A 21,816-nucleotide genomic window follows, 5' to 3' on the forward strand; every position below is an offset into this window, starting at 1 on the left:
TCCTCTACTGTAAATAATATCTTCTCATCCATATAGAGATACCGATTCGAGATAAGAGAATGTACACAGTACCCAGAAACAGGGCGACAAAAACATAAGGAAATACAGTATTACCCACAAAATATAATTTCTCTATGCCTATAAGATTATTGATAAAGTTCTGGGGCATGAAGACCATCACTTTTTCAATCAGCGCCCCCCTCCCCATCTGATAAGTATTTACGAGATAAAAATAAATCAGTGAAAGTGCTAATACCAGTTTCCCTCTTTTAAAAACCACTGACAAAAACAGGATAAGATGCGTCACGACAAGTGTGGAAAAGTATCCCATGGAAATATAGAGTAACCCCTCTTGAAGCTGATTCATAGAATAAAATGTAATTGTTCCGATTTGAACCGAAGAGTCCCAGCCGTGCAGCGTATACACTGCGGTAATAAACAGCAGTATGATCGCAATATACACAAAATAGGCTATCGTAGAAAACACACAAGCGGCACCAAGCTTGTAGCTGAGCAGCCTCCTCCTGCTCTCCTTGGTGGATAAGGTCACCTTGTCAATTCCTTTGCTGCTGTTTTTGGAGAATCCCTCGCATAGGATAAAGGCCAAGAACATGAAGAAAAGGTAGATCGTATTTAATAAACCTATTTTCAGGTACTCCCAGCCACTATCGTATTTGAATAAAAATGGGGTGGGTACTTTTTGCATTTTCTGGGATATGATTTCGATTTGTTTCTCTGTATAAGGAAATAGATTTTGTTCAGTGGATAAATATTCGGTAAAACTGCCCTTCCAATCTACATAAAAATTGGCGAGCTGCTTATCCGTTAAATTTAAGCTGTTATCGAGAACACGGTACTTTATATATGGAAAGTTCAGTTCCCAGTTCAGCGCATCGTGAGGAAAAGTTAATCTTTTTCCCAACTTGCGATCTGTATCCACTTCGCCTTCAATATAAGGTTTGTCCACGCTGTTTTCGTAGTTTTGTTTCATTTGTAATAAATAATCCGTCGTCATCGTGCCCTCAACCGTGCGCTCCCTTAAAATTTTCCAGCCTCCAAGACCGCTATGTATGGTTCCCTCATCATCCAAGACATCTATACTCTTGGCGGTTTGAATCCAGGGGATCAGAATAATAGTGAGAAAGAGTAGGCTGATAATTACTGTATTTTTATTTAATATTTTTTTCAGTTCTAATGGAATGAAATTACGCATGGCTCCCACTCCCTAAGTAGATGTAGTAATCTTCCAGCGTGGGCTCGCATACGATTGCGCCTGATTCCTTTTCTCCCAAGTAACGGACATTAACAACGTTTTCTTCCTGCCGGATCCGTACGATCAGGTGCTTCTTTTTAAAGGAGGCCAGTCGCTCTCTGTCCATCTCCTCAGTAAATACTTTTCCTTTAATCCCGGATAACATCTTTTGCACATTACCTTGCTCTTTAATTTTCCCCTGATTTAGGATGATCACATTGGTGGTAATTGCTTCGATATCCGAAATAATGTGGGTAGAAAACAAGATGATCTTGTCCTGTCCCATTTCGCTTATGATGTTTGAAAAACGGATTCGCTCATGGGGGTCAAGCCCAGCGGTGGGCTCGTCAAAAATTAATATCTTCGGATCGTTAATAATGGCTTGGGCAATGCCCACCCGCCTTTTCATCCCTCCGGAAAAGGTTTTGACCTTTTTATTAGCAACATTCTCCAGGTTGACAAACTGTAATACCTCTGGAACTTTGTGCTTCAGTTCTTTTTTTGACAACCCCTTCAGTGCTCCCATATATTCCAGATATTCTGTTGCTGTAAACGCGGAATAAACCTCGAAATCCTGGGGAATATATCCCACAAGATTCCGGTAGTCGTCGTTCATATGGAAGATATCCTTGCCGTTAAAGGTAACCTTACCACTAGTTTGATGGTCAACTGCCACAAGAATTCTCATCAAGGTGCTTTTCCCTGCCCCATTATCACCCAAAAGCCCATACACACCTTCAGGCAATGTAAAATTTAGTTCACTGATTGCCCGTTTCATTCCAAATGTTCTTGTTAAATTCTCCGCTTTAATTTCCATCGCTAATTTCCTCTCTCAATTGATATACGTCTCCTTCCGAGAGAACTTTCCATTCTTCTCCCGTAGACTTTCTACCTAACAGGAGGTTGGTATATTCTCCGTCCAGCTTTTTCACTTCCCATGCGAACAGATTTTCATTTTCGAATCCTGCTATGATACCTGTTTTTTCTTCCTTGTATAGAATATTTTGGATTCTTGGATCATCAGTGTTTCCCCTAGTGCCATTGTCCGCTGGTTCGGGAAACCGATCTGAATTTTCTCTCATGTATGCATCAACTGTTTTGTAGATGCCTGTTATATCCTCGATAGAAAGAGATGGAACTTCTATTGTTGGCCTAATTGATGACTCTTTTCTTCCTTGCTCCCGATAAGTTCTTTCATTTTTTTTCCTCCCTTCATCAAGACGTTTGTCCAAGGCAATATCCTCAAAAGTCCTTTTATCATCTAGCGTTGCATCCTTTGGAGTTTCCTCATTGCCCGGACTCTTATTCTCTGACTTTACATCCTTCGGATTATTATCTAAGATAATTAAATCCTCTGAGATGGTTTTATCATCCTGTATGCTTGCATATTCTGAGTAGCTGCTTCGATTTTGGAAGTAGAGGCTTCCTCCAATCAAAATGGTTATAGTTAATACAAACATTATGATTTTTTTCACTAAGACACCTCCATTTTTAATATGTAATTCTACATTTTATCGTTTATTTCAACTGACTTAATTTTCCGTATAAATTTAAAGTATCCCTAATCTGAGCCTGATCTGGATGACTAATGTCCTCTAATGGCGCCCCCATGACGATGACTATATACTCACGGTTATTCACTAACCCAAGTGTTGCCCAACATTGTCCAGCAGCAGATGTAGTTCCCGATTTACCTCCAATAATTTTGAAGCCGATTTGCTGATCTTCATTAAGGTACTTCAGTACCGTCGATTCTAACAGAATCCCTTCTGGATGGTCTGTTGTTGATGTCGTCAGGTATGTCTCTTGAGTAAACATCTTTTTAAAATCCTCGTTAGCTAATGCATAATCCAAAAGCTTTCCCACGTCTGAAGCGGTTGTATACTGATTGTCATCATGAAGGCCCTCAGGACTAGTGAAATGTGTACCATTTAAGCTGAATTCAGCGGCTTTATCATTCATCATCAGAACAAAATTTTCCACACTTCCCGCAACATGGACAGCTAAAGTGTTTGCCGCTTCACCGCCAGAAGTGAGAAGCGTCCCATATAACAAGTCTTGGTAGGTAACCTCCTCATCTTCGCAAAATCCGGCCATAGAAGAGTTACTTGCAAGAAGCTCGCCGAACGTTCTCCGGTCTACCGGCGCGATTACAGATAAGTCATCAACATGCTCAAGGGTGACAATTGCGGTCATAATTTTTGTCAGTGAGGCAGGATAAACCTTGGCTCCCGCACTTTCTTCGTAAATGGCTTGATCAGACTCTCTGTCATAGACATAAATATATGGACTGGCATAAGTGTTCTGTCCAAAGAATGGCAAGACCTTTTGTGAATCTAAATTCAGTTTACTTGCTGTTCCTATTAGCACTCCGAGAAGAACAATTGTGAATACTGATATTCTTACTAACTTGGGTTTCCTGTTCTTTAGCTTGCTACGTTCACCTTTCTCCATTTCCATTTTCTCCCTACTCTTCTTGGTACAAAGTATAGATTCAACACCTTAAAAATCTAGGTGTGTAGATCTTAAATTTTTCTTAAATAAATGGTTTGGCTTTGCTATTCTTCTCTGCTTCATTAGTATCCTGCCGTACACGAACTTCAACCGAGCGTTATATATAAAATGTTTCAAATAAATAGTGACATCAAAAAAATATCATCTAAATATTTTACTGCAATGTTGGTATTGCCTAACGTTGATTCTTTCTTTGTAAATCACTCATATATCCCTTAATATGCTCTAATAACAAACCAGTAAATTTTAAGAATAAAAAAATATGATGTCACTATTTTAAGATTGATATATTGTAATTTAGCAATTATAATAAACACAACCTACTATATGAAAGGTGAATGAAATGAAAAAACTGCCTAGAATCAGTCAAAAAGAACAAGATGTGTTATTGGTTTTTTGGCGAGATGGCGGAAATTTAACCGCATCAGCCATCGCAGATAAAGGGGACGGATTGGGTATTAATACCGTTCAAGCAGCGGTTCGGAATTTATTGAAAAAGGAATATATTGAAATTTCTGACATTGTATATAGTGGCACCGTATTAACAAGAAGTTATAAGCCTGTTATAAGTGCAGAACAATATGCTGCATATCAGTTGCAAATTTTAAAAATAAATGCTAAGAATTTTTCAGTATCGAACTTTGTAGAACATTTTAAAGAAAATAATGAGTTAGATTGTTTAAAAGAATTGAAGTAGTTATGCAAATCCAAGTTTAATCTCACCGTAGTTAAAGATAAAATTCATATAGGACGAGTATGAAAACTGAAAAATTAAGTATGTCAAGCATTTTGTTGATATACTATATAGACATCTGTTTATTCCTTCTTCAAGAATTACAACAATACAGGAGTATCAGATGTTTTTCCATTTTCACCTTTTGGACACTTTGTCAAGCACTGATTACTGCTTTGAGCTCTTTATATTATTTTAACAACTCACCAGCAAGAGCAGGCTCTTTAATGAATCCTTTATAGTTGTCTGCTTGAATGTCATACAGCTCCGCATATATTTTATTATTGCTAATCAGAAAATCATGATCCCCCACAGCGTCTACTTTTCCTTCGTGTATTACAATTATTTGATCAATATTTTTTATATTAGTGAATCTATGAGTAATAATTATATTAATCCTCTCTGTTTTTTTGTTTACCATATTTTCAAAGACTTCACTTTCTGTCTTAGCATCTAAAGCTGCTGTTGGTTCATCAAATACCATAACGTCTGCTTCCCGGACGAAACTTCTTGAGATAGCAAGTCTTTGCCATTGTCCTGTTGAAATATCCTCACTATTTTCCCATCCAATCAATAATTTTGTATCAAATTTCCTATTCAATTCATTAATAAAATCATGTGCTTGACCTAAGACGGAAGCTTCTATTATAACTGGCATATTGTTAATATTATCAACCATTGAAATTCCAATATTTTCTCTTATTGTAAGCGGAAACTTCACAAAATCCTGGAACATCGCGCTCATTTTCTCGAAATAGGCTTTCTTGTCGTACATAGTTCTATTAATGCCATTGATTAATATCTCGCCTTTTGTTGGTGCATATAACCCTAAAATGAGCTTGATCAACGTAGTTTTTCCACTTCCGTTATATCCGACAACTGCATAATCAAATCCTTTTTTTAATGTCAAATTTATATCTTCTAATATATGGTTACATGAGCTTGGATATTTAAAATAAACTCCTATAAACTCAATTGAATCCACGACAAAATCCTTTATTAAATCCTCGCTAACTTCCTCGCTTTTTATTGAATTTATTTTGTTTAACCTTTCAAAGCTCAATAAATACAAACAATTTTCATATAGTGTCAAAGCACAGCTTATTAAATTGATCAAAGCATTTTGCAGCTTGGTAGCAGTTTCAATACTCATTATGATCACACCGATTGACAGTTTACTCATAATACCATTAACAACTATAATTATTTTCAATAAATAGGTCAGTAAATGTTGAATAGAATCACCTACTGTAGATTTTATAGTTAAAGTTCTTTTTACATTTTTATCTTGCTCAATTATCTTTTCAAAAATATTATTAATGATATTCTGTATAAAAGATATGTTGGAAAATAATTTCATTTCTTTGAAATTTTCATATGTAACTATCATATCCTTTAAAGAACTATAGTACCTAGTTTTTTCATATCGTTTATCATATACTTCAAATAACTTTGACATAGATTTTAAATTAATTATTGTACTTGGGACTATTGATAGTATGATGATAATCACTATACTTATCTGGTAAGATGCCAATATACTTATTGTACCAACGAATAAAGTCATATTCATGATAATCTCAACAATGTTATTCAAAATACCTATACTTCTCACTGTTGACTCGTCATTTGTTTTTTGGATGTCATTATGTAGTCTTGGATCTTCGAAATCTTGCATTTCCATGCTGTCTACAATTTCAATAGTTTTATTTGTTATATACTTATCAACTAATACAGTATAAATTTCCTTTACATAATTTGTAGTTTTATTAATAATTAATTTTATTAGTACAATAATGAAATGAAGAAGAAAGAGATATATTATGATAATATAATCTTTGGTGTCATTTATTAAAAGAGAACCTATTTGATCTATTATATGCTGCCATACAATTAAGTTTATGATATCAGGTAAAGCCATAACAGAACTTAAGACTAAAATTAATATGAAGTATTTTTTTGAAGAGGCGAATAATACGCTTAGAGTAGTTTTTATAATAGCAAAGTAGTTACTAAAGTGTCTAAAATTGTTGAATTTCTTCATCTCAATTATCCTCCAGTATTAATTGTGTTCTAAGTACTAAGGACGTGACTAAACCCTGAAGAATAATGTGGTATGGTTATTGTATTTCAATATAGGTCATAGCCTTCTGAAGAGTAACTCCAGTCTAACAACCTTAGATTTGAATACAACAGTGTCTTCGTCGGTATTGGACGAAGACACTGTTGTATTGTGAAACTCAATTTCTTGCCGCGTCGGAGTTATACGCGTTGTTTACAGAACCGACGCAAGAGCAATTACAATCAGGTTCTGAAATTTTATTAACTGAATAGTTCGTTAATTGAGAATTACACATACTGCTGGTTTGTAAAACTAGTTTCTTGCTGCGTCTTGGTTAGCCGCTTCATTTACTGAACCGATGCAAGAGCATTGACAACCAGTTCCTGAAACCTTAGTAGCTGCTTGGTTCGCTAATTTAGAGTTACACACACATGGCGCACGAAAAGCTATGCTCTCATTGTCAATAGCTTGCTGTTGATATGGATTCATAATTTTCAGCATATTCTCACCTCCTTTCATTATGTATTTATCCAGGTTTAAATGAGAACAATTAAACCGAGAAATCAATTGTTATAAAAGAACATCTTCATTAAAGATTGCTAACTGTTCCGGTGATGTCCTAAGTAAGTTGTGATAATTCCTTAAACTACGTTCTGTTGTACTTCTATAATATTCACACTCTGCAAGATCAGGTTCCCTGACTCCCGAAGAATCCATTCTGTCTACATAACAACTACTACAAAGTTTAGCAGCCCAACAATCAGAGCAAATATTTTCCCAAACTTCGGAAAATTCATAAACATATTTTTTATAAATCTTTTCCTCAATAATCCCTTGATTTATATCTCCTATTGAAGGACTGTTTCCTATCCTTTCACATGCGAGAAAATCGCCATCTGCGGAAACAAATAATCGTCGGGATCCAACAACACAACAACCGTTCATTGGCACAAAATTAGTAGCTCTTTTTGTTACACTTCTTTTATGAATTCTGTCAAGTGAATTAAAGATAGTTTGTTCTTTAATTTCTTCCAAATTGCTAGTAATACTGATTTGCTTATCCTGCCATTGTCGTAGCGATTGGTCATTATAATCGGAGCTTTTAAGCAATTCTTCAGGCACAGTACCAGGACCGGCATAACCTAATTGATATCGGAAATCTTCATGAGTAAAATCTAAATTTGTAAAAAAGTCATCTATTTGAGAAACCTTTTCTTCGCTAAACGGAGGCATGTACACCGCATTTGCACTTATGTGCATTTCTTTACCATTTTTTCTAGCTACACTATTTAATAATTTGAATTTCTTGAAAACGTCATCAAATGAGCCTGAGCCATTCTTATAAACTCGATACATATCATGTATTTCTTTGGGACCATCAATGCTACAAAGAATAGATAAATTGTCAACGGTAGAAAAATATTCAGCCATTTTGGGGGTTAATACAGACAAGTTAGTAGTAAAAGAAAATTGTATAGTCCTTCCTGCTAAAGCAACCTTCGAGTATTCAATAACTTCTTTTAATAGCTCGAATTCAAGTAAAGGCTCTCCACCATAAAAAGTAATAGAAACTTCCTGCTGATCCCCATAAAGTTTCATGTAATCAATAGATTTAAGCGCCGTATCAGATGACATTCTTTTTGAAGTAAACGCCCGATTGTGAGGATACCCATCATGATATATACAATAGCGACAACGCATGTTGCATTTTCCAGTTAATTCCAAAATGAGTTGCGTTGTCCCTGTATTCATTTCATTTTTTATATACTCTAGGGATATGTCATTATATAAGTGCTTAATTTTGAATCCTTTGAATAAATCCTCCTCATTAATTGAAGTCATTAATTCATCTACATTAACGTTGTGAGCATAAATATATTGATTTAATTCATCTAAGCTTTTATTAGAGGAAATTAACAATTCAAATAACTGAGCTATATCATTGTCAAGCATCACAACCTTACTTGTACCACTATCGTAGAAGTAGTAAAAGTTATGTTCAGAGAATATCTTCCCTATGGAAAGTGCTGTTTGTGCTGGTTTTTCTTTTTTGTATTCTTGGATGTAATTAAAGAGTTCTGAAAAGTTTTCGAAGTTATCTTTATATAAATCCATTTCATTACCTCCTGCCATTAAAATACAACTCTTGAATATTATTATAGTAACATATTAAAAAAATATCAACACATTATTTTTTTAATATGTTACTTTTTGGTCTTACCACATCTAGGTTATGAAGTTTAGTAGGCGAAAACTCTACTTGATAAGACTAAACCGAGCCCCATATTTTAATAGACAACTTCGCATAGAAACCTGCAACACTCTAAATCAAAAAAGAGCAGCATAAGCGCTGCTCTTTTTTGCTAGGCTAGAATCGGAGTCTTAATACTTGAATTCATACGAATAGGAGTTTATTGTCTCCAGAACCGTACTATATTCCACAAATTTTGTTATATGTACCACCCGGTAGGTATTCCCGGAATTGACATAGTTAAACCCGTTCGAAGCATGTTAGCCCATGCTCGAGAAAGACTAGGTCCAAGACTTCACATCAGACCATTGATTGCTGCTGTTTTACCTCTTTTGTAGGGTGAGAGTAATAGAAGTATCATAATCCGTATAATTCTTTATTGTTCTCCCACTCTCAATAGTCAGCGAAACAGATGTCACCGAGATATACTATAAAGGGTATTATTATCTTCTCCTGTACAGCAGGTTCAGCATATTCTACTCTCTAAGGTCATGCAAATAAAGATTTCTTCGTAATTTCCCTCTATTTTTTTCTTATGCAGATGTTTCTTCATACTCCACTTCCGCCATTCTTAAGAAGCAGCTTCATTGCTCTGCGCCTGGCTCTGGTCAAATAGGATCTAATATTCACCGCTTGGACATCCATAGAAGCAGCAAGCTTGTGATCACTCCATTCAAGAATGTACTTGTTATACAATAAAGTCTGATCCCGTTCTGATAACTCACTGAGTATCTTGGCAATCTCTGTGTAATCCTCCTTGAGGCTATACATCTCCTCGATGCTAGGCTGCTTGTCGGCTATTTGCTCTATACTGTCAGCGGTTATCCCTGAAGAGGTATGATTCAGATGTCTTTTGCGCTGCTTCGCATGATTAATACTAGTATTATGTACGGTATGGACCAGATAGGATACTTGTTTATGCAGGTCTAGGGAACGCAATAATGCGGCTTTACTGATTAGTCTGACGAAGGACTCCTGTATCATATCATCAACAATATCATAGTCCTGCAAGATCTCATAAGCCTTCTTTTTCATAATAGGATAATACCTATCGTATAGTTCTGTTAGAAATACAACATCCTCGTTAACTTCTACAGTAGATAGGATGGTGAAGAACATGAATATTTTCACTCCCTTTAATTTACATTATAATACATAATAATAGTTGATAAACCTTATTTTGGAAGTGATGTATGATTCACAATATATGCTACTAGAAGCATTCAGCGAAACAAAAAGACCACTAGAAATAGCTATATTTAAAAAATAAAAAAAACTTGTAAAATTGCTGGAAGCAATCTTACAAGTTTTTTCGATATACCGGTGAGAGGACTCGAACCTCCACGGTTTCCCTCTCGATTTTGAGTCGAGCGCGTCTGCCATTCCGCCACACCGGCAAAGTATTAAGTTAAAATATGGCGCGCCCTGAGAGATTCGAACTCCCGGCCTTTTGATTCGTAGTCAAACGCTCTATCCAGCTGAGCTAAGGGCGCAAAATTTATATGGAGCGGACGACGGGAATCGAACCCGCGACCCTCGCCTTGGCAAGGCGATGCTCTACCGCTGAGCCACGTCCGCACACGGTATGTATTGATGTCCGACTCACTAAAGAAGTGAGCCATGAAGGACTCGAACCTTCGACACCCTGATTAAAAGTCAGGTGCTCTACCAACTGAGCTAATGGCTCATAAAGCAAGAAAATGGCGGAACCGACGGGATTCGAACCCGCGGTCTCCTGCGTGACAGGCAGGCATGTTAGGCCAACTACACCACGGTTCCAGAAGAATAATTGCTTAATGAAAATTGGTTGCGGGGGCAGGATTTGAACCTGCGACCTTCGGGTTATGAGCCCGACGAGCTACCGGGCTGCTCCACCCCGCGTCAGTAAAAAAGTATTAATTTCCTTGGATTCCCCGGAAAGTATCCGGAATCCTCAGTGAAGCATTAACTTCACTTTTGGGGATGTGTTATGGTGGAGGCTGAGGGGATCGAACCCCCGACCCTCTGCTTGTAAGGCAGATGCTCTCCCAGCTGAGCTAAGCCTCCATGTAAAGAAGCAACTTAATTATCATAACATAATCAAATCTGTAATGCAACCATTTTTTCTAGAAGTCTAATGCCGTTTCAAGAAGAAATGGTGACCCGTATGGGATTCGAACCCATGTTACCTCCGTGAAAGGGAGGTGTCTTAACCCCTTGACCAACGGGCCGTTTTAAAAATAAATTGTTTTGACAACAAAAAAGATTATATCATGTATTATTAAGTATAGCAATACCTAAACTAATTATTTTTCTTTCTACTCTTCACTAGGAAATAGATTGATATGAAGCTTTTGAGCTATTATCTCAACAATTTCACCCGTAGTTCTATCATTCGTGTCTAGATGCTGCTTAAACACCTCGTGATCAAGCCCTGTGATGCACCTGTCGATCTGCTGAGCAGCCCAAGAGTCTTTTCCTTCACCTCTAACGCTTAATCTCTTAGCAAGGTCTCTCGGGAGGCACACAAACTAAAATGATAAAGCTCTATACCTCCATCCATTAACTTGCCGATGATTTCCCTGCAATAATCCGGATTCATTAGGGTCATAGGCACGATAATTATTCCATCATATTCGCTAGCTATGTTTTTCTTCGATACATTTCATATGCGGTTTGTGTCTTCCCTGAACCAAATTTCATTCAAAAACCACTTCACAGTGATTGCCTATCCTTATAATAAGCTGCTAAATATCGTACAACAAAAAGACCACTGTCGATTACTCAACAGTGGTCTTGCGTGCTTGGCAACGTCCTACTCTCCCAGGACCCTTCGGTCCAAGTACCATCGGCGCTGGAGGGCTTAACGGTCGTGTTCGGGATGGGTACGCGTGGAACCCCTCCGCTATCGCCACCAAACATGCGTCTGTGAAACAGACGCTGCCGCGTGAAATTCGGTTCATCACCAGAAGTGACAATGAATTTCTAAGCGTATTTCAGGCTTGATGCCTGAAAACTGAATCCGAAACGAATTTGCATTCTAAGTATAGGATAAGCCCTCGACCGATTAGTATTGGTCAGCTCCATGCATTACTGCACTTCCACCTCCAACCTATCTACCTCGTCGTCTTCAAGGGGTCTTACTAATTGGGAAATCTCATCTTGAGGGGGGCTTCACGCTTAGATGCTTTCAGCGCTTATCCCGTCCGTACGTAGCTACCCAGCCATGCTCCTGGCGGAACAACTGGTGCACCAGCGGTACGTCCATCCCGGTCCTCTCGTACTAAGGACAGCTCCTCTCAAATTTCCTGCGCCCACGACAGATAGGGACCGAACTGTCTCACGACGTTCTGAACCCAGCTCGCGTACCGCTTTAATGGGCGAACAGCCCAACCCTTGGGACCTACTTCAGCCCCAGGATGCGATGAGCCGACATCGAGGTGCCAAACCTCCCCGTCGATGTGGACTCTTGGGGGAGATAAGCCTGTTATCCCCAGGGTAGCTTTTATCCGTTGAGCGATGGCCCTTCCATGCGGTACCACCGGATCACTAAGTCCGACTTTCGTCCCTGCTCGACTTGTAGGTCTCGCAGTCAAGCTCCCTTATGCCTTTGCACTCTGCGAATGATTTCCAACCATTCTGAGGGAACCTTGGAACGCCTCCGTTACTCTTTAGGAGGCGACCGCCCCAGTCAAACTGCCCGCCTGACACGGTCCCCGTACCCGATTAGGGTACTAGGTTAGAACCTAGATACGATCAGGGTGGTATCCCAACGGCGCCTCCACCGAAGCTTGCGCTCCGATTTCTACGGCTCCCACCTATCCTGTACAGATCGTACCCAAATTCAATATCAAGCTGCAGTAAAGCTCCATGGGGTCTTTCCGTCTTGTCGCGGGTAACCTGCATCTTCACAGGTATTAAAATTTCACCGGATCTCTCGTTGAGACAGCGCCCAAGTCGTTACGCCATTCGTGCGGGTCAGAATTTACCTGACAAGGAATTTCGCTACCTTAGGACCGTTATAGTTACGGCCGCCGTTTACTGGGGCTTCGGTTCATAGCTTCGGGTTACCCCTAACCACTCCCCTTAACCTTCCAGCACCGGGCAGGCGTCAGCCCGTATACTTCGCCTTGCGGCTTCGCACAGACCTGTGTTTTTGCTAAACAGTCGCTTGGGCCTTTTCACTGCGGCCCCCTCGTGCTATTCACACTACCGGGGCACCCCTTCTCCCGAAGTTACGGGGTCATTTTGCCGAGTTCCTTAACGAGAGTTCTTCCGCGCGCCTTAGAATTCTCTTCTCGCCTACCTGTGTCGGTTTGCGGTACGGGCACCTTCTCCTGGCTAGAGGCTTTTCTTGGCAGTGTGAGATCATGACCTTCGCTACTATAATTTTCGCTCCCCATCACAGCCCAGCCTTAACGATGTGCGGATTTGCCTACACATCAGCCTCACTGCTTAGACGGACATCCATCAGTCCGCGTCACTACCCTCCTGCGTCACCCCATCGCTCATAGCGGATTACGGTGGTACAGTAATTTCAAACTGTTGTCCTTCGACTACGCCTTTCGGCCTCGCCTTAGGTCCCGACTTACCCTGAGCGGACGAGCCTTCCTCAGGAAACCTTGGGCTTTCGGCGGATCAGATTCTCACTGATCTTTTCGTTACTCATACCGGCATTCTCACTTGTGTAGTGTCCAGCGCTCTTTTCAGTACACCTTCAACCCCTACACAACGCTCCCCTACCCCAGATACATACGTATCTAGCCATAGCTTCGGTGGTGTGTTTAGCCCCGTTACATTTTCGGCGCAGAGTCACTCGACCAGTGAGCTATTACGCACTCTTTCAATGGTGGCTGCTTCTAAGCCAACATCCTGGTTGTCTGTGCAACTCCACATCCTTTCCCACTTAACACACACTTGGGGACCTTAGCTGATGGTCTGGGCTGTTTCCCTTTTGACAATGGATCTTAGCACTCACTGTCTGACTCCCGGCAATAAGTATATGGCATTCGGAGTTTGACTGAGCTTGGTAATCCTTGCGGACCCCGCACCCAATCAGTGCTCTACCTCCACTACTCTTATACCGAGGCTAGCCCTAAAGCTATTTCGGGGAGAACCAGCTATCTCCGAGTTCGATTGGAATTTCTCCGCTACCCCCACCTCATCCCCGCACTTTTCAACGTACGTGGGTTCGGGCCTCCAGTGCGTGTTACCGCACCTTCACCCTGGACAGGGGTAGATCACACGGTTTCGGGTCTACGTCCACATACTAAGTCGCCCTATTCAGACTCGCTTTCGCTGCGGCTCCACCTTCTCGGCTTAACCTTGCATGTTAAACGTAACTCGCCGGTTCATTCTACAAAAGGCACGCCATCACCCATAGATCGGGCTCTGACTTTTTGTAAGCACACGGTTTCAGGTTCTATTTCACTCCCCTTCCGGGGTGCTTTTCACCTTTCCCTCACGGTACTGTTTCACTATCGGTCGCCAGGTAGTATTTAGCCTTAGCAGATGGTCCTGCTGGATTCATACGGGGTTTCACGTGCCCCGCACTACTCGGGATCCGTCTCGGAGAGAATACAGTTTAGGTTACAGGGCTTTTACCTCTATCGCGGGCCTTTCCAGACCTCTTCACCTACCATATTCCTTTGTAACTCCATGTGAGACGTCCCACAACCCCTAAGAGCAAGCTCTTAGGTTTAGGCTGTTCCGCGTTCGCTCGCCGCTACTGACGGAATCACTATTGTTTTCTCTTCCTCAGGGTACTTAGATGTTTCAGTTCCCCTGGTCTGCCTCTACATTTCCTATGTATTCAGAAATGAGTAACTGCGAATTACCACAGCTGGGTTTCCCCATTCGGACACCCCCGGATCAAAGCTTGCTTACAGCTCCCCGAGGCAGTTTCGTTGTTCGCCACGTCCTTCGTCGGCTCCTGGCGCCTAGGCATCCTCCGTGTGCTCTTATTAGCTTAACCTTGATTCTTCCGAAGAAAAATCTCACTAATAACATTTACTTGTTTGCACAAGTTGCTAAAAGATGTTCTAAAACGCAAATTCGTTTCGGTATCCAGTTTTCAAGGATCAAGTCTTACTTGAGAGCTTAAACTCTCAAAACTGAGCAACGAGTGAGTAACAGGCCTAAACCTGAGTTTTGGAAGCTGAGCTCCCGATTTGAATGTTCTCATTGCAGAGAACGATTCTCCATAGAAAGGAGGTGATCCAGCCGCACCTTCCGATACGGCTACCTTGTTACGACTTCACCCCAATCATCTACCCCACCTTCGGCGGCTGGCTCCCTTGCGGGTTACCCCACCGACTTCGGGTGTTGTAAACTCTCGTGGTGTGACGGGCGGTGTGTACAAGACCCGGGAACGTATTCACCGCGGCATGCTGATCCGCGATTACTAGCAATTCCGACTTCATGCAGGCGAGTTGCAGCCTGCAATCCGAACTGAGACCGGCTTTGATGGGATTGGCTCCACCTCGCGGCTTCGCTTCCCGTTGTACCGGCCATTGTAGTACGTGTGTAGCCCAGGTCATAAGGGGCATGATGATTTGACGTCATCCCCACCTTCCTCCGGTTTGTCACCGGCAGTCACTCTAGAGTGCCCAGCATTACCTGCTGGCAACTAAAGTTAAGGGTTGCGCTCGTTGCGGGACTTAACCCAACATCTCACGACACGAGCTGACGACAACCATGCACCACCTGTCTCCTCTGTCCCGAAGGCCGCTGCTATCTCTAGCAGATTCAGAGGGATGTCAAGACCTGGTAAGGTTCTTCGCGTTGCTTCGAATTAAACCACATACTCCACTGCTTGTGCGGGTCCCCGTCAATTCCTTTGAGTTTCAGTCTTGCGACCGTACTCCCCAGGCGGAGTGCTTACTGTGTTAACTTCGGCACCAAGGGTATCGAAACCCCTAACACCTAGCACTCATCGTTTACGGCGTGGACTACCAGGGTATCTAATCCTGTTTGCTCCCCACGCTTTCGCGCCTCAGCGTCAGTTACAGCCCAGAAAGTCGCCTTCGCCACTGGTGTTCCTCCACATATCTACGCATTTCACCGCTACACGTGGAATTCCACTTTCCTCTTCTGTACTCAAGCCACCCAGTTTCCAGTGCGACCTCAGGTTGAGCCCAAGGTTTAAACACCAGACTTAAATAGCCGCCTGCGCGCGCTTTACGCCCAATAATTCCGGACAACGCTTGCCCCCTACGTATTACCGCGGCTGCTGGCACGTAGTTAGCCGGGGCTTTCTTCTCAGGTACCGTCACTCCGGTAACAGTTACTCTACCGGACGTTCTTCCCTGGCAACAGAGCTTTACGATCCGAAAACCTTCATCACTCACGCGGCGTTGCTCCGTCAGGCTTTCGCCCATTGCGGAAGATTCCCTACTGCTGCCTCCCGTAGGAGTCTGGGCCGTGTCTCAGTCCCAGTGTGGCCGTTCACCCTCTCAGGTCGGCTACGCATCGTCGCCTTGGTGGGCCGTTACCCCACCAACTAGCTAATGCGCCGCAGGCCCATCCCTCAGTGACAGATTGCTCCGTCTTTCATTCTTCTCTCAGGAGAAAAAAGAAATTATCCGGTATTAGCTACCGTTTCCGGTAGTTATCCCAGTCTGAAGGGCAGGTTGCCTACGTGTTACTCACCCGTCCGCCGCTAAGTTATTTTGAAAGCAAGCTTTCAAAATAACTCCGCTCGACTTGCATGTATTAGGCACGCCGCCAGCGTTCGTCCTGAGCCAGGATCAAACTCTCCAATTAGTATTGAAAAGAGCGATATGCTCATTTTGAAACATCTGACGAGAAAATTAATTCTCTAATTTTGGATTTCACTTGCGTGATTTCCCACTCACTCGTTGTTCAGTTTTCAAAGATCAAGTTCTCGTTGGCGCCGTTTAATGTCTCAGCAGCAACTCTTATAATATATCATGCTTTCTGATTTATTGCAACTTTTTTTAAAAAAGTTATTTGCAATCTAATTCAGATTAACATTCACCAACCGAAAGCTTTATAGTTCCTCTTTGCGACTGGATTTATAATGTAACATATAACCCTATATAAAAACAATACTTAAAAATTTATATTTTATAAATAAGTGCTTTTGCCCCACTTTATTTAACATTTTTTATCCCTATTTACCTATAGAAAAACGTGTAGATTCTAAGGATACAGAATCTACACGTAAGTCAAACAACGGCTTAATATATAAATTTATTAGTTTGAAATCCAAGGATTTCTACGTTTTTTAGTACTCGCTGCTGAACCTTGAGATTTCGTAGCAGCTTTGCTTTTCTTGCTGCTAGGTTGACCTGAGGTCTTTGCTTTTTTGCCTGTTGCTGTTTCCTTTGCTACATTCCCCTTATTCTTGAGAGAACCGTTAGAAGTTGACTCATCAGTCTCTGTTCTAGCCGCCTCAGGAGATTCCTGCACGAACGCTTCAGGTTCTTGAATTTCCGGCACCCGATTATGCTGCGAATAATTACCTATCCCTGGATACTGCGGATTGGATGGAATATTAGAGTTATCCGGTCCGCCAAATGCTCCAAGTGTAGAAGTAGGTACCATTCCCTGATTAGGCATTCCTGCTCCATATGCGGAAAAAGCGTTTGGATTCCCATATTCAGGATAGGTGTTGTATACAGGCATGTCATATGAATAAGTTTGCACGGGTTGAATATGCACGCCTCCGCACCCACAAGTTGACCAAGGAAGATTCGGCGTCTGTCCTCCATATTGAGGAACAGCATACGGGGAGAAATCCCCGCCTACGTTCATGCCAGCAACATTAGCCTCCATCGGATTCCACTGTCCTGGACTCATGTTAGGGGCAGCATTGGGACTCCATTGTTCTGGGCTTATGTTTGGCGCGGCATTGGGATTCCACTGTTCCGGGCTTATGTTTGGCGCGGCATTGGGATTCCACTGTTCCGGGCTTATGTTTGGCGCAGCATTTGGATTCCACTGTTCCGGGCTTATGTTTGGCGCGGCATTGGGATTCCACTGTTCTGGACTCATATTAGAATACATATTGCCCGAAAAATAACATGGTGAAATACATTCTGGTGCATAAGCCATTGGCTGAACATAACTTGGTGCCCAGTTCATGTTCATATTAGGGCTATTTTGATATGAATCATAGAGATAAGGATTTCCTCCCAGGCCCGGGTATCCGTTGGAATTATCCCATGAGCAATCATTGTCTGCTTTCTTCTCAGCTTTAGGTGCTTCTTGTTGAGCAACCGGTTCTTGATTTGGAACCGTAATCTGAACAAATAAACTCTGCATTTCAATTTCTTGCACTGGAGCAACTTCCATTTGCATATTAGGCGCAGGATTGGGTGCAATATTTTGTGTATTAATAGGGGCGATGTTTAGCGATGGGTGTGGTGCAGAATTGGATTCAGGTGAGATATTTGTCACTGGTTTAGGTGCAGGTTTAGCTTCTGGCTTGGTCTCTGGTTTTACTTCTGGTTTAGTTTCCGGTTTAGGTGCAGGCACTACTTCAGCAGCAGGCTGTTCTTTGGGGCCTGTATATTCCTTGCCACCCACCTGCGTTTTCTCTGAGGCGTTAGAAGGTGTATACCCAGGCTGTGTCGGTGAGGTATTGGATACTTTTTTAGGAATATTAACTACTTCCCCTAGCATAAGTACATTTGGATTCTTTAGTTGGGGATTGGCCTCAACCATATCCTTCAAAGGAATTCCCCAGGCTTTAGATAATTTCCACAAGGTATCTCCTTGTTTAACGGTGTGCTTGTAGTAAACTTCACTGTTCTCCGGTACGGATACAGGAGCCGTAGGTATTTTTACTTTGTCTCCAACCGCTAACACATTCGGATTACTGATCTGCGGGTTTGCTTCAATAAGTTTTTGTAACGGCACTCCGTACTTTTGCGATAATGCATACAAACTATCGCCTTGTTTGACAATGTGTATTTTCACGTAGCATTAACCTCCTAAAAGTTTTGTGGAGTATTGCTTTCTTTACAGCTACACAGCAAAACTGACTTCGAAAGCAAACACCCTTTTCATGGAACATTGCTCTCTTACAAAGTTATATGCGGTACAGCCGCCTCCTTCGTTACTACATCTTATGCAGCCCATGGGCGAATGACATCCCCGAAATAAAAAAAATCCTTTCATGATCCATGAAAAGATTAACCGGAGACTCCCGTTTTCTTCTGCATGTATGCATAAAAGGACTTCTGATGCGTATTCAATGCTATTTACGTTGTATGATTAGTCTTTATTCCCAAACCTTATAGCCATCTTTATCAACCACATTACGGAACTCTTCGAGCAGCTTCAAAGTGATTGGACCCGCTTGTCCTTCACCAATGATCCGGCCGTCAATTTCACGTGCAGCAATAACTTCAGCAGCTGTGCCAGTGAAGAACACCTCGTCCGCTATATAAACATCATGCATTGTGAACGGTTCTTCTTTCAGTTTAATACCTAATTTCTCGCAGAGCTCAATGATCGCCAGACGGGTAATTCCTTCAAGGGCTCCCAAGTAACATGGAGGAGTGAAAACCACACCATTTTTGATAATGAAAATGTTATCGCCCGATCCCTCAGTAACATAACCTTGAGCGTTCATCATGATGGCTTCGTCGGCTTCTGCCAAGTTGGATTGGATTTTTACTAGGATATTGTTTAGGTAATTAAGCGATTTGATCTTTGGATTGAGTGCATCCGGAATATTACGGCGTTGGGACACAGAAACTGCACGAAGTCCGTTCAAATACGCTTGCTCTGGGTAAATAGCCAGTTGTTCAACGATAATAATTACACTAGCTTTTGGACAACGGCGTGGATCAAGACCTAAGTTCCCTGGTCCCCGGGACACGATCAGTCGAATATAGCCATTCCGCATGTCGTTAAGACGAATCGTTTCAGCCATAGCCTCCAGCATCTCATCATACGTTAGCGGAATGTCCAGCATGATCGATTTTGCCGAATCATACAGTCTGTCCAAATGCTCTTTACATTTAAAAATATTGCCGTTATAGATACGGATACCTTCAAAAATACCGTCTCCATACAAAAAACCGTGATCAAAAACGGATACCTTTGCATTTTCCTTCGTTACGTGTTGTCCATCCAAATAGATCCATTGCTCAGCCATGAATTTACTGCACCTCCGCTTTCTCTTCCTCATAGGTGTATGTGGGATACGAGCCCAGAATCCTTACCTGACAGCCTAAAGCACTAATTTCTTCAATAGCCCCTGGCAGCAGAACAGATTCTATCGGTTCCAGCACATCAATATAAAAATAATAAGTACCCAGCTTCTTCTTCGTTGGTCGTGATTCAATACGCGATAAATTCAGTTTCCGCCAGGAAAAAGCAGCAAGCACCTGATGCAAGGCACCTGGAAAATCCTCTGGCAGCGTTACTAGAACACTCGTCTTTACTCCTGTGCTGCTCCGCGGAAGATCTATCTTCTGTGGACCAACCAGGACAAACCGTGTGTAGTTGTTGTTGTGATCTGTAATTTGCCGATCTACAATCTCCAGCCCATGCGTAGCGGCGCCAAGAGCGGTACCGATAGCAGCCCAGCCCTTACCCGGATTGTTTTTGACGATTTCCACAGCTTCAGAGGTACTTCCGACCGACTCCAGTTCAGCCCAAGGGGCATGCTTACGAACAAATTGCATGCATTGTGCCATTGCTACTGGATGCGAAAGGATTTTTACCATCTTGGTGAAATCCTTGTTGCCGTCTGTATCTGTGAATTCCCTTGGGTTACCGATAAGATTCTGTATCGATGGAAAAATCCATTCCGTCTGCATTGGCAGATCCACTTCATTGATGAGCCAATCGATGTGAAGACTAACTGAGCCTTCAATGGTATTTTCAATCGGAATCACGCTGTAATCGGTGGTTCCACCCGCCGTAGAGAGAAATACATCGGAAATTAACTTGTGATGCACAAGCTTTACAGGTTCACCGTTAAACAAATGCAGCAGCGCTTCGTGGGATACCGAGCCCTGCGGCAATACCGCTATTGATTTCATGACCGTACTCCTTTTATCATATCCAAAAATGATACGTTTTGCATCTCGTTTATTTCGAGCAGCTCTGTAGTAACTCCAGAAGCACAAGGTGTTAACCAGCAGGTCCGAGCGGAAATGCCATGTTCCTGCATCGTATTCTTCAAGAAGGCCTCAAGCTCACTCTTGCGGGTCTCTTGGCGATCCACTAAACATAGCAGAGTCGGTCCAGCACCGCTAAGTGCGATCCCTAAAGCACCGTGTTCAGGAGCTTCTGCAAGCAGCTTCTCCATGCCCGGTATAAGCGGTGCACGATACGGCTGATGCAGGCGATCCTGCATCGCTCTGCTAAGCAGGTCAAGCCGGCCTGATGCCAGCGAAGCCGTCAATAGAGAGGTTCTGCTGATGTTGTACACAGCATCACTAACTGAGATTTCTGTTGGAAGCAATCCCCGCGCTTTTGTGGTTTCCAGTTCGAATTCAGGAATAACCACCAGCACCTCAAGATTTTGTGGTGGTTCTAGCCGAACATAATCCGCATGTTCACCATCCCACACAGCAGTAATAATGCCGCCAAACAAGGAGGCACCCACATTATCGGGATGTTTCTCAAGCTGGGTAGCCATATCAAACAGCTTGCCATTATCCAGCGGAGAGCCAATCATTGTGTTCGCCGCAGCCATGCCGCCAATAATAGCTGAGGCACTGCTGCCGAGTCCGCGCGTAAGGGGAATCTCCGAGTACATCGATATCGATAATTCAGGCACCGTAACGCCTGCCTCTGCAAATACCATTTGTGCGACCTTATAGAGTAAATTGCTCTTATCCTGAGCCACTCCATTCATCTCATCACCATATAGATGAAAAACAGTCTCTTCTGCTTCCTCCATCTCAATCCAGGCATATAGCGGCAAAGCCATACCTAGAGTATCGAAGCCCGGACCAAGATTGGCAGTACTAGCAGGCACTTTAACCCTAGCTCTTCCGTAAATACTCATAACAGGTACAATCTCCTTACTATGTTTT

At 42.2% G+C, this 21,816-nt stretch carries 13 protein-coding genes, 8 tRNA genes and 3 rRNA genes; 1 reads left to right on the plus strand and 23 read right to left on the minus strand.

Annotated features, from left to right (window positions below; genetic code table 11):
* Nucleotides 1–4: 4 nt before the first annotated feature.
* The 4 genes from NSS82_RS25990 to NSS82_RS26005 are packed head-to-tail and all read right to left on the minus strand — an operon-like array spanning nt 5 to nt 3,706.
* On the minus strand, nt 5–1,213 hold the full coding sequence (locus NSS82_RS25990; protein WP_076272382.1) for a hypothetical protein: 1,209 nt from the start codon (nt 1,211–1,213) through the stop codon (nt 5–7).
* Nucleotides 1,206–2,069, minus strand: a complete 864-nt coding sequence (locus NSS82_RS25995) for an ABC transporter ATP-binding protein (protein WP_038573023.1) — start codon at nt 2,067–2,069, stop codon at nt 1,206–1,208. Before NSS82_RS25995 ends, NSS82_RS25990 begins: the two co-directional genes overlap by 8 nt.
* Nucleotides 2,059–2,727 (minus strand): hypothetical protein, encoded by a 669-nt coding sequence (locus tag NSS82_RS26000; protein WP_038573024.1) that lies wholly within the window; start codon nt 2,725–2,727, stop codon nt 2,059–2,061. Before NSS82_RS26000 ends, NSS82_RS25995 begins: the two co-directional genes overlap by 11 nt.
* Nucleotides 2,728–2,770: 43 nt before the next feature.
* The gene (locus NSS82_RS26005) at nt 2,771–3,706 is read right to left on the minus strand and encodes a D-alanyl-D-alanine carboxypeptidase family protein (RefSeq protein WP_038574794.1); all 936 of its coding nucleotides are present in this window, start codon (nt 3,704–3,706) and stop codon (nt 2,771–2,773) included.
* Nucleotides 3,707–4,109: 403 nt separating this feature from the next.
* Between NSS82_RS26005 and NSS82_RS26010 the strand changes: the two genes are divergently transcribed.
* Nucleotides 4,110–4,463, plus strand: coding sequence for a BlaI/MecI/CopY family transcriptional regulator (locus NSS82_RS26010; RefSeq protein WP_051491512.1), 354 nt, complete (start codon nt 4,110–4,112; stop codon nt 4,461–4,463).
* 226 nt (nt 4,464–4,689) lie between these two features.
* On the opposite strand, the gene NSS82_RS26015 is transcribed toward NSS82_RS26010, so the two are convergent.
* The 19 genes from NSS82_RS26015 to thrB all read right to left on the minus strand — a co-directional run bounded on the left by NSS82_RS26015 (nt 4,690) and on the right by thrB (nt 21,788).
* Nucleotides 4,690–6,543 carry an ATP-binding cassette domain-containing protein gene (locus tag NSS82_RS26015; protein ID WP_038573025.1) on the minus strand — a complete coding sequence of 618 codons (1,854 nt, stop codon included), beginning with the start codon at nt 6,541–6,543 and terminating at the stop codon, nt 4,690–4,692.
* Between the two features lie 330 nt (nt 6,544–6,873).
* Nucleotides 6,874–7,062 (minus strand): hypothetical protein, encoded by a 189-nt coding sequence (locus NSS82_RS26020; protein WP_036687467.1) that lies wholly within the window; start codon nt 7,060–7,062, stop codon nt 6,874–6,876.
* Nucleotides 7,063–7,131: 69 nt separating this feature from the next.
* Nucleotides 7,132–8,676, minus strand: a complete 1,545-nt coding sequence (locus tag NSS82_RS26025; protein WP_038573026.1) for a radical SAM/SPASM domain-containing protein — start codon at nt 8,674–8,676, stop codon at nt 7,132–7,134.
* Nucleotides 8,677–9,361: 685 nt separating this feature from the next.
* Complete coding sequence (locus NSS82_RS26030) at nt 9,362–9,931, minus strand: RNA polymerase sigma factor (protein ID WP_076272381.1); 570 nt, start codon at nt 9,929–9,931, stop codon at nt 9,362–9,364.
* A gap of 199 nt (nt 9,932–10,130) precedes the next feature.
* A tRNA-Leu gene (locus NSS82_RS26035) sits at nt 10,131–10,209 on the minus strand.
* A gap of 19 nt (nt 10,210–10,228) precedes the next feature.
* Nucleotides 10,229–10,305, minus strand: a tRNA-Arg gene (locus NSS82_RS26040).
* A gap of 10 nt (nt 10,306–10,315) precedes the next feature.
* Nucleotides 10,316–10,390: transfer RNA gene (locus tag NSS82_RS26045), tRNA-Gly, on the minus strand.
* 36 nt (nt 10,391–10,426) lie between these two features.
* A tRNA-Lys gene (locus tag NSS82_RS26050) sits at nt 10,427–10,499 on the minus strand.
* A gap of 14 nt (nt 10,500–10,513) precedes the next feature.
* Nucleotides 10,514–10,591, minus strand: a tRNA-Asp gene (locus tag NSS82_RS26055).
* A 25-nt stretch (nt 10,592–10,616) separates the two neighbouring features.
* Nucleotides 10,617–10,693, minus strand: a tRNA-Met gene (locus NSS82_RS26060).
* A gap of 89 nt (nt 10,694–10,782) precedes the next feature.
* Nucleotides 10,783–10,858 (minus strand) — tRNA-Val (locus NSS82_RS26065).
* Between the two features lie 89 nt (nt 10,859–10,947).
* Nucleotides 10,948–11,022: transfer RNA gene (locus NSS82_RS26070), tRNA-Glu, on the minus strand.
* Between the two features lie 571 nt (nt 11,023–11,593).
* Nucleotides 11,594–11,710, minus strand: a 5S ribosomal RNA gene (gene rrf, locus NSS82_RS26075).
* A 128-nt stretch (nt 11,711–11,838) separates the two neighbouring features.
* Nucleotides 11,839–14,765: ribosomal RNA gene (locus NSS82_RS26080) — 23S ribosomal RNA — on the minus strand.
* Nucleotides 14,766–14,997: 232 nt separating this feature from the next.
* Nucleotides 14,998–16,555, minus strand: a 16S ribosomal RNA gene (locus tag NSS82_RS26085).
* The 16S, 23S and 5S rRNA genes sit together here, the layout of an rRNA operon.
* 453 nt (nt 16,556–17,008) lie before the next feature.
* The gene (locus NSS82_RS26090; RefSeq protein WP_076272779.1) at nt 17,009–18,736 is read right to left on the minus strand and encodes a LysM peptidoglycan-binding domain-containing protein; all 1,728 of its coding nucleotides are present in this window, start codon (nt 18,734–18,736) and stop codon (nt 17,009–17,011) included.
* A 304-nt stretch (nt 18,737–19,040) separates the two neighbouring features.
* Nucleotides 19,041–19,922 (minus strand): branched-chain-amino-acid transaminase, encoded by an 882-nt coding sequence (ilvE, locus tag NSS82_RS26095; RefSeq protein ID WP_036685189.1) that lies wholly within the window; start codon nt 19,920–19,922, stop codon nt 19,041–19,043.
* 4 nt (nt 19,923–19,926) lie between these two features.
* Nucleotides 19,927–20,814 carry a prephenate dehydratase gene (gene pheA, locus NSS82_RS26100; protein WP_076101002.1) on the minus strand — a complete coding sequence of 296 codons (888 nt, stop codon included), beginning with the start codon at nt 20,812–20,814 and terminating at the stop codon, nt 19,927–19,929.
* Nucleotides 20,811–21,788: a homoserine kinase gene (thrB, locus tag NSS82_RS26105; protein ID WP_036685186.1), complete on the minus strand. Its 978-nt coding sequence runs from the start codon at nt 21,786–21,788 to the stop codon at nt 20,811–20,813. Before thrB ends, pheA begins: the two co-directional genes overlap by 4 nt.
* Nucleotides 21,789–21,816 lie beyond the last annotated feature (28 nt).

The sequence above is a fragment of the Paenibacillus sp. FSL H7-0735 genome, from assembly GCF_038008505.1.
In the GTDB taxonomy this organism is placed as follows: Bacteria; Bacillota; Bacilli; order Paenibacillales; family Paenibacillaceae; genus Paenibacillus_AQ; species Paenibacillus_AQ odorifer.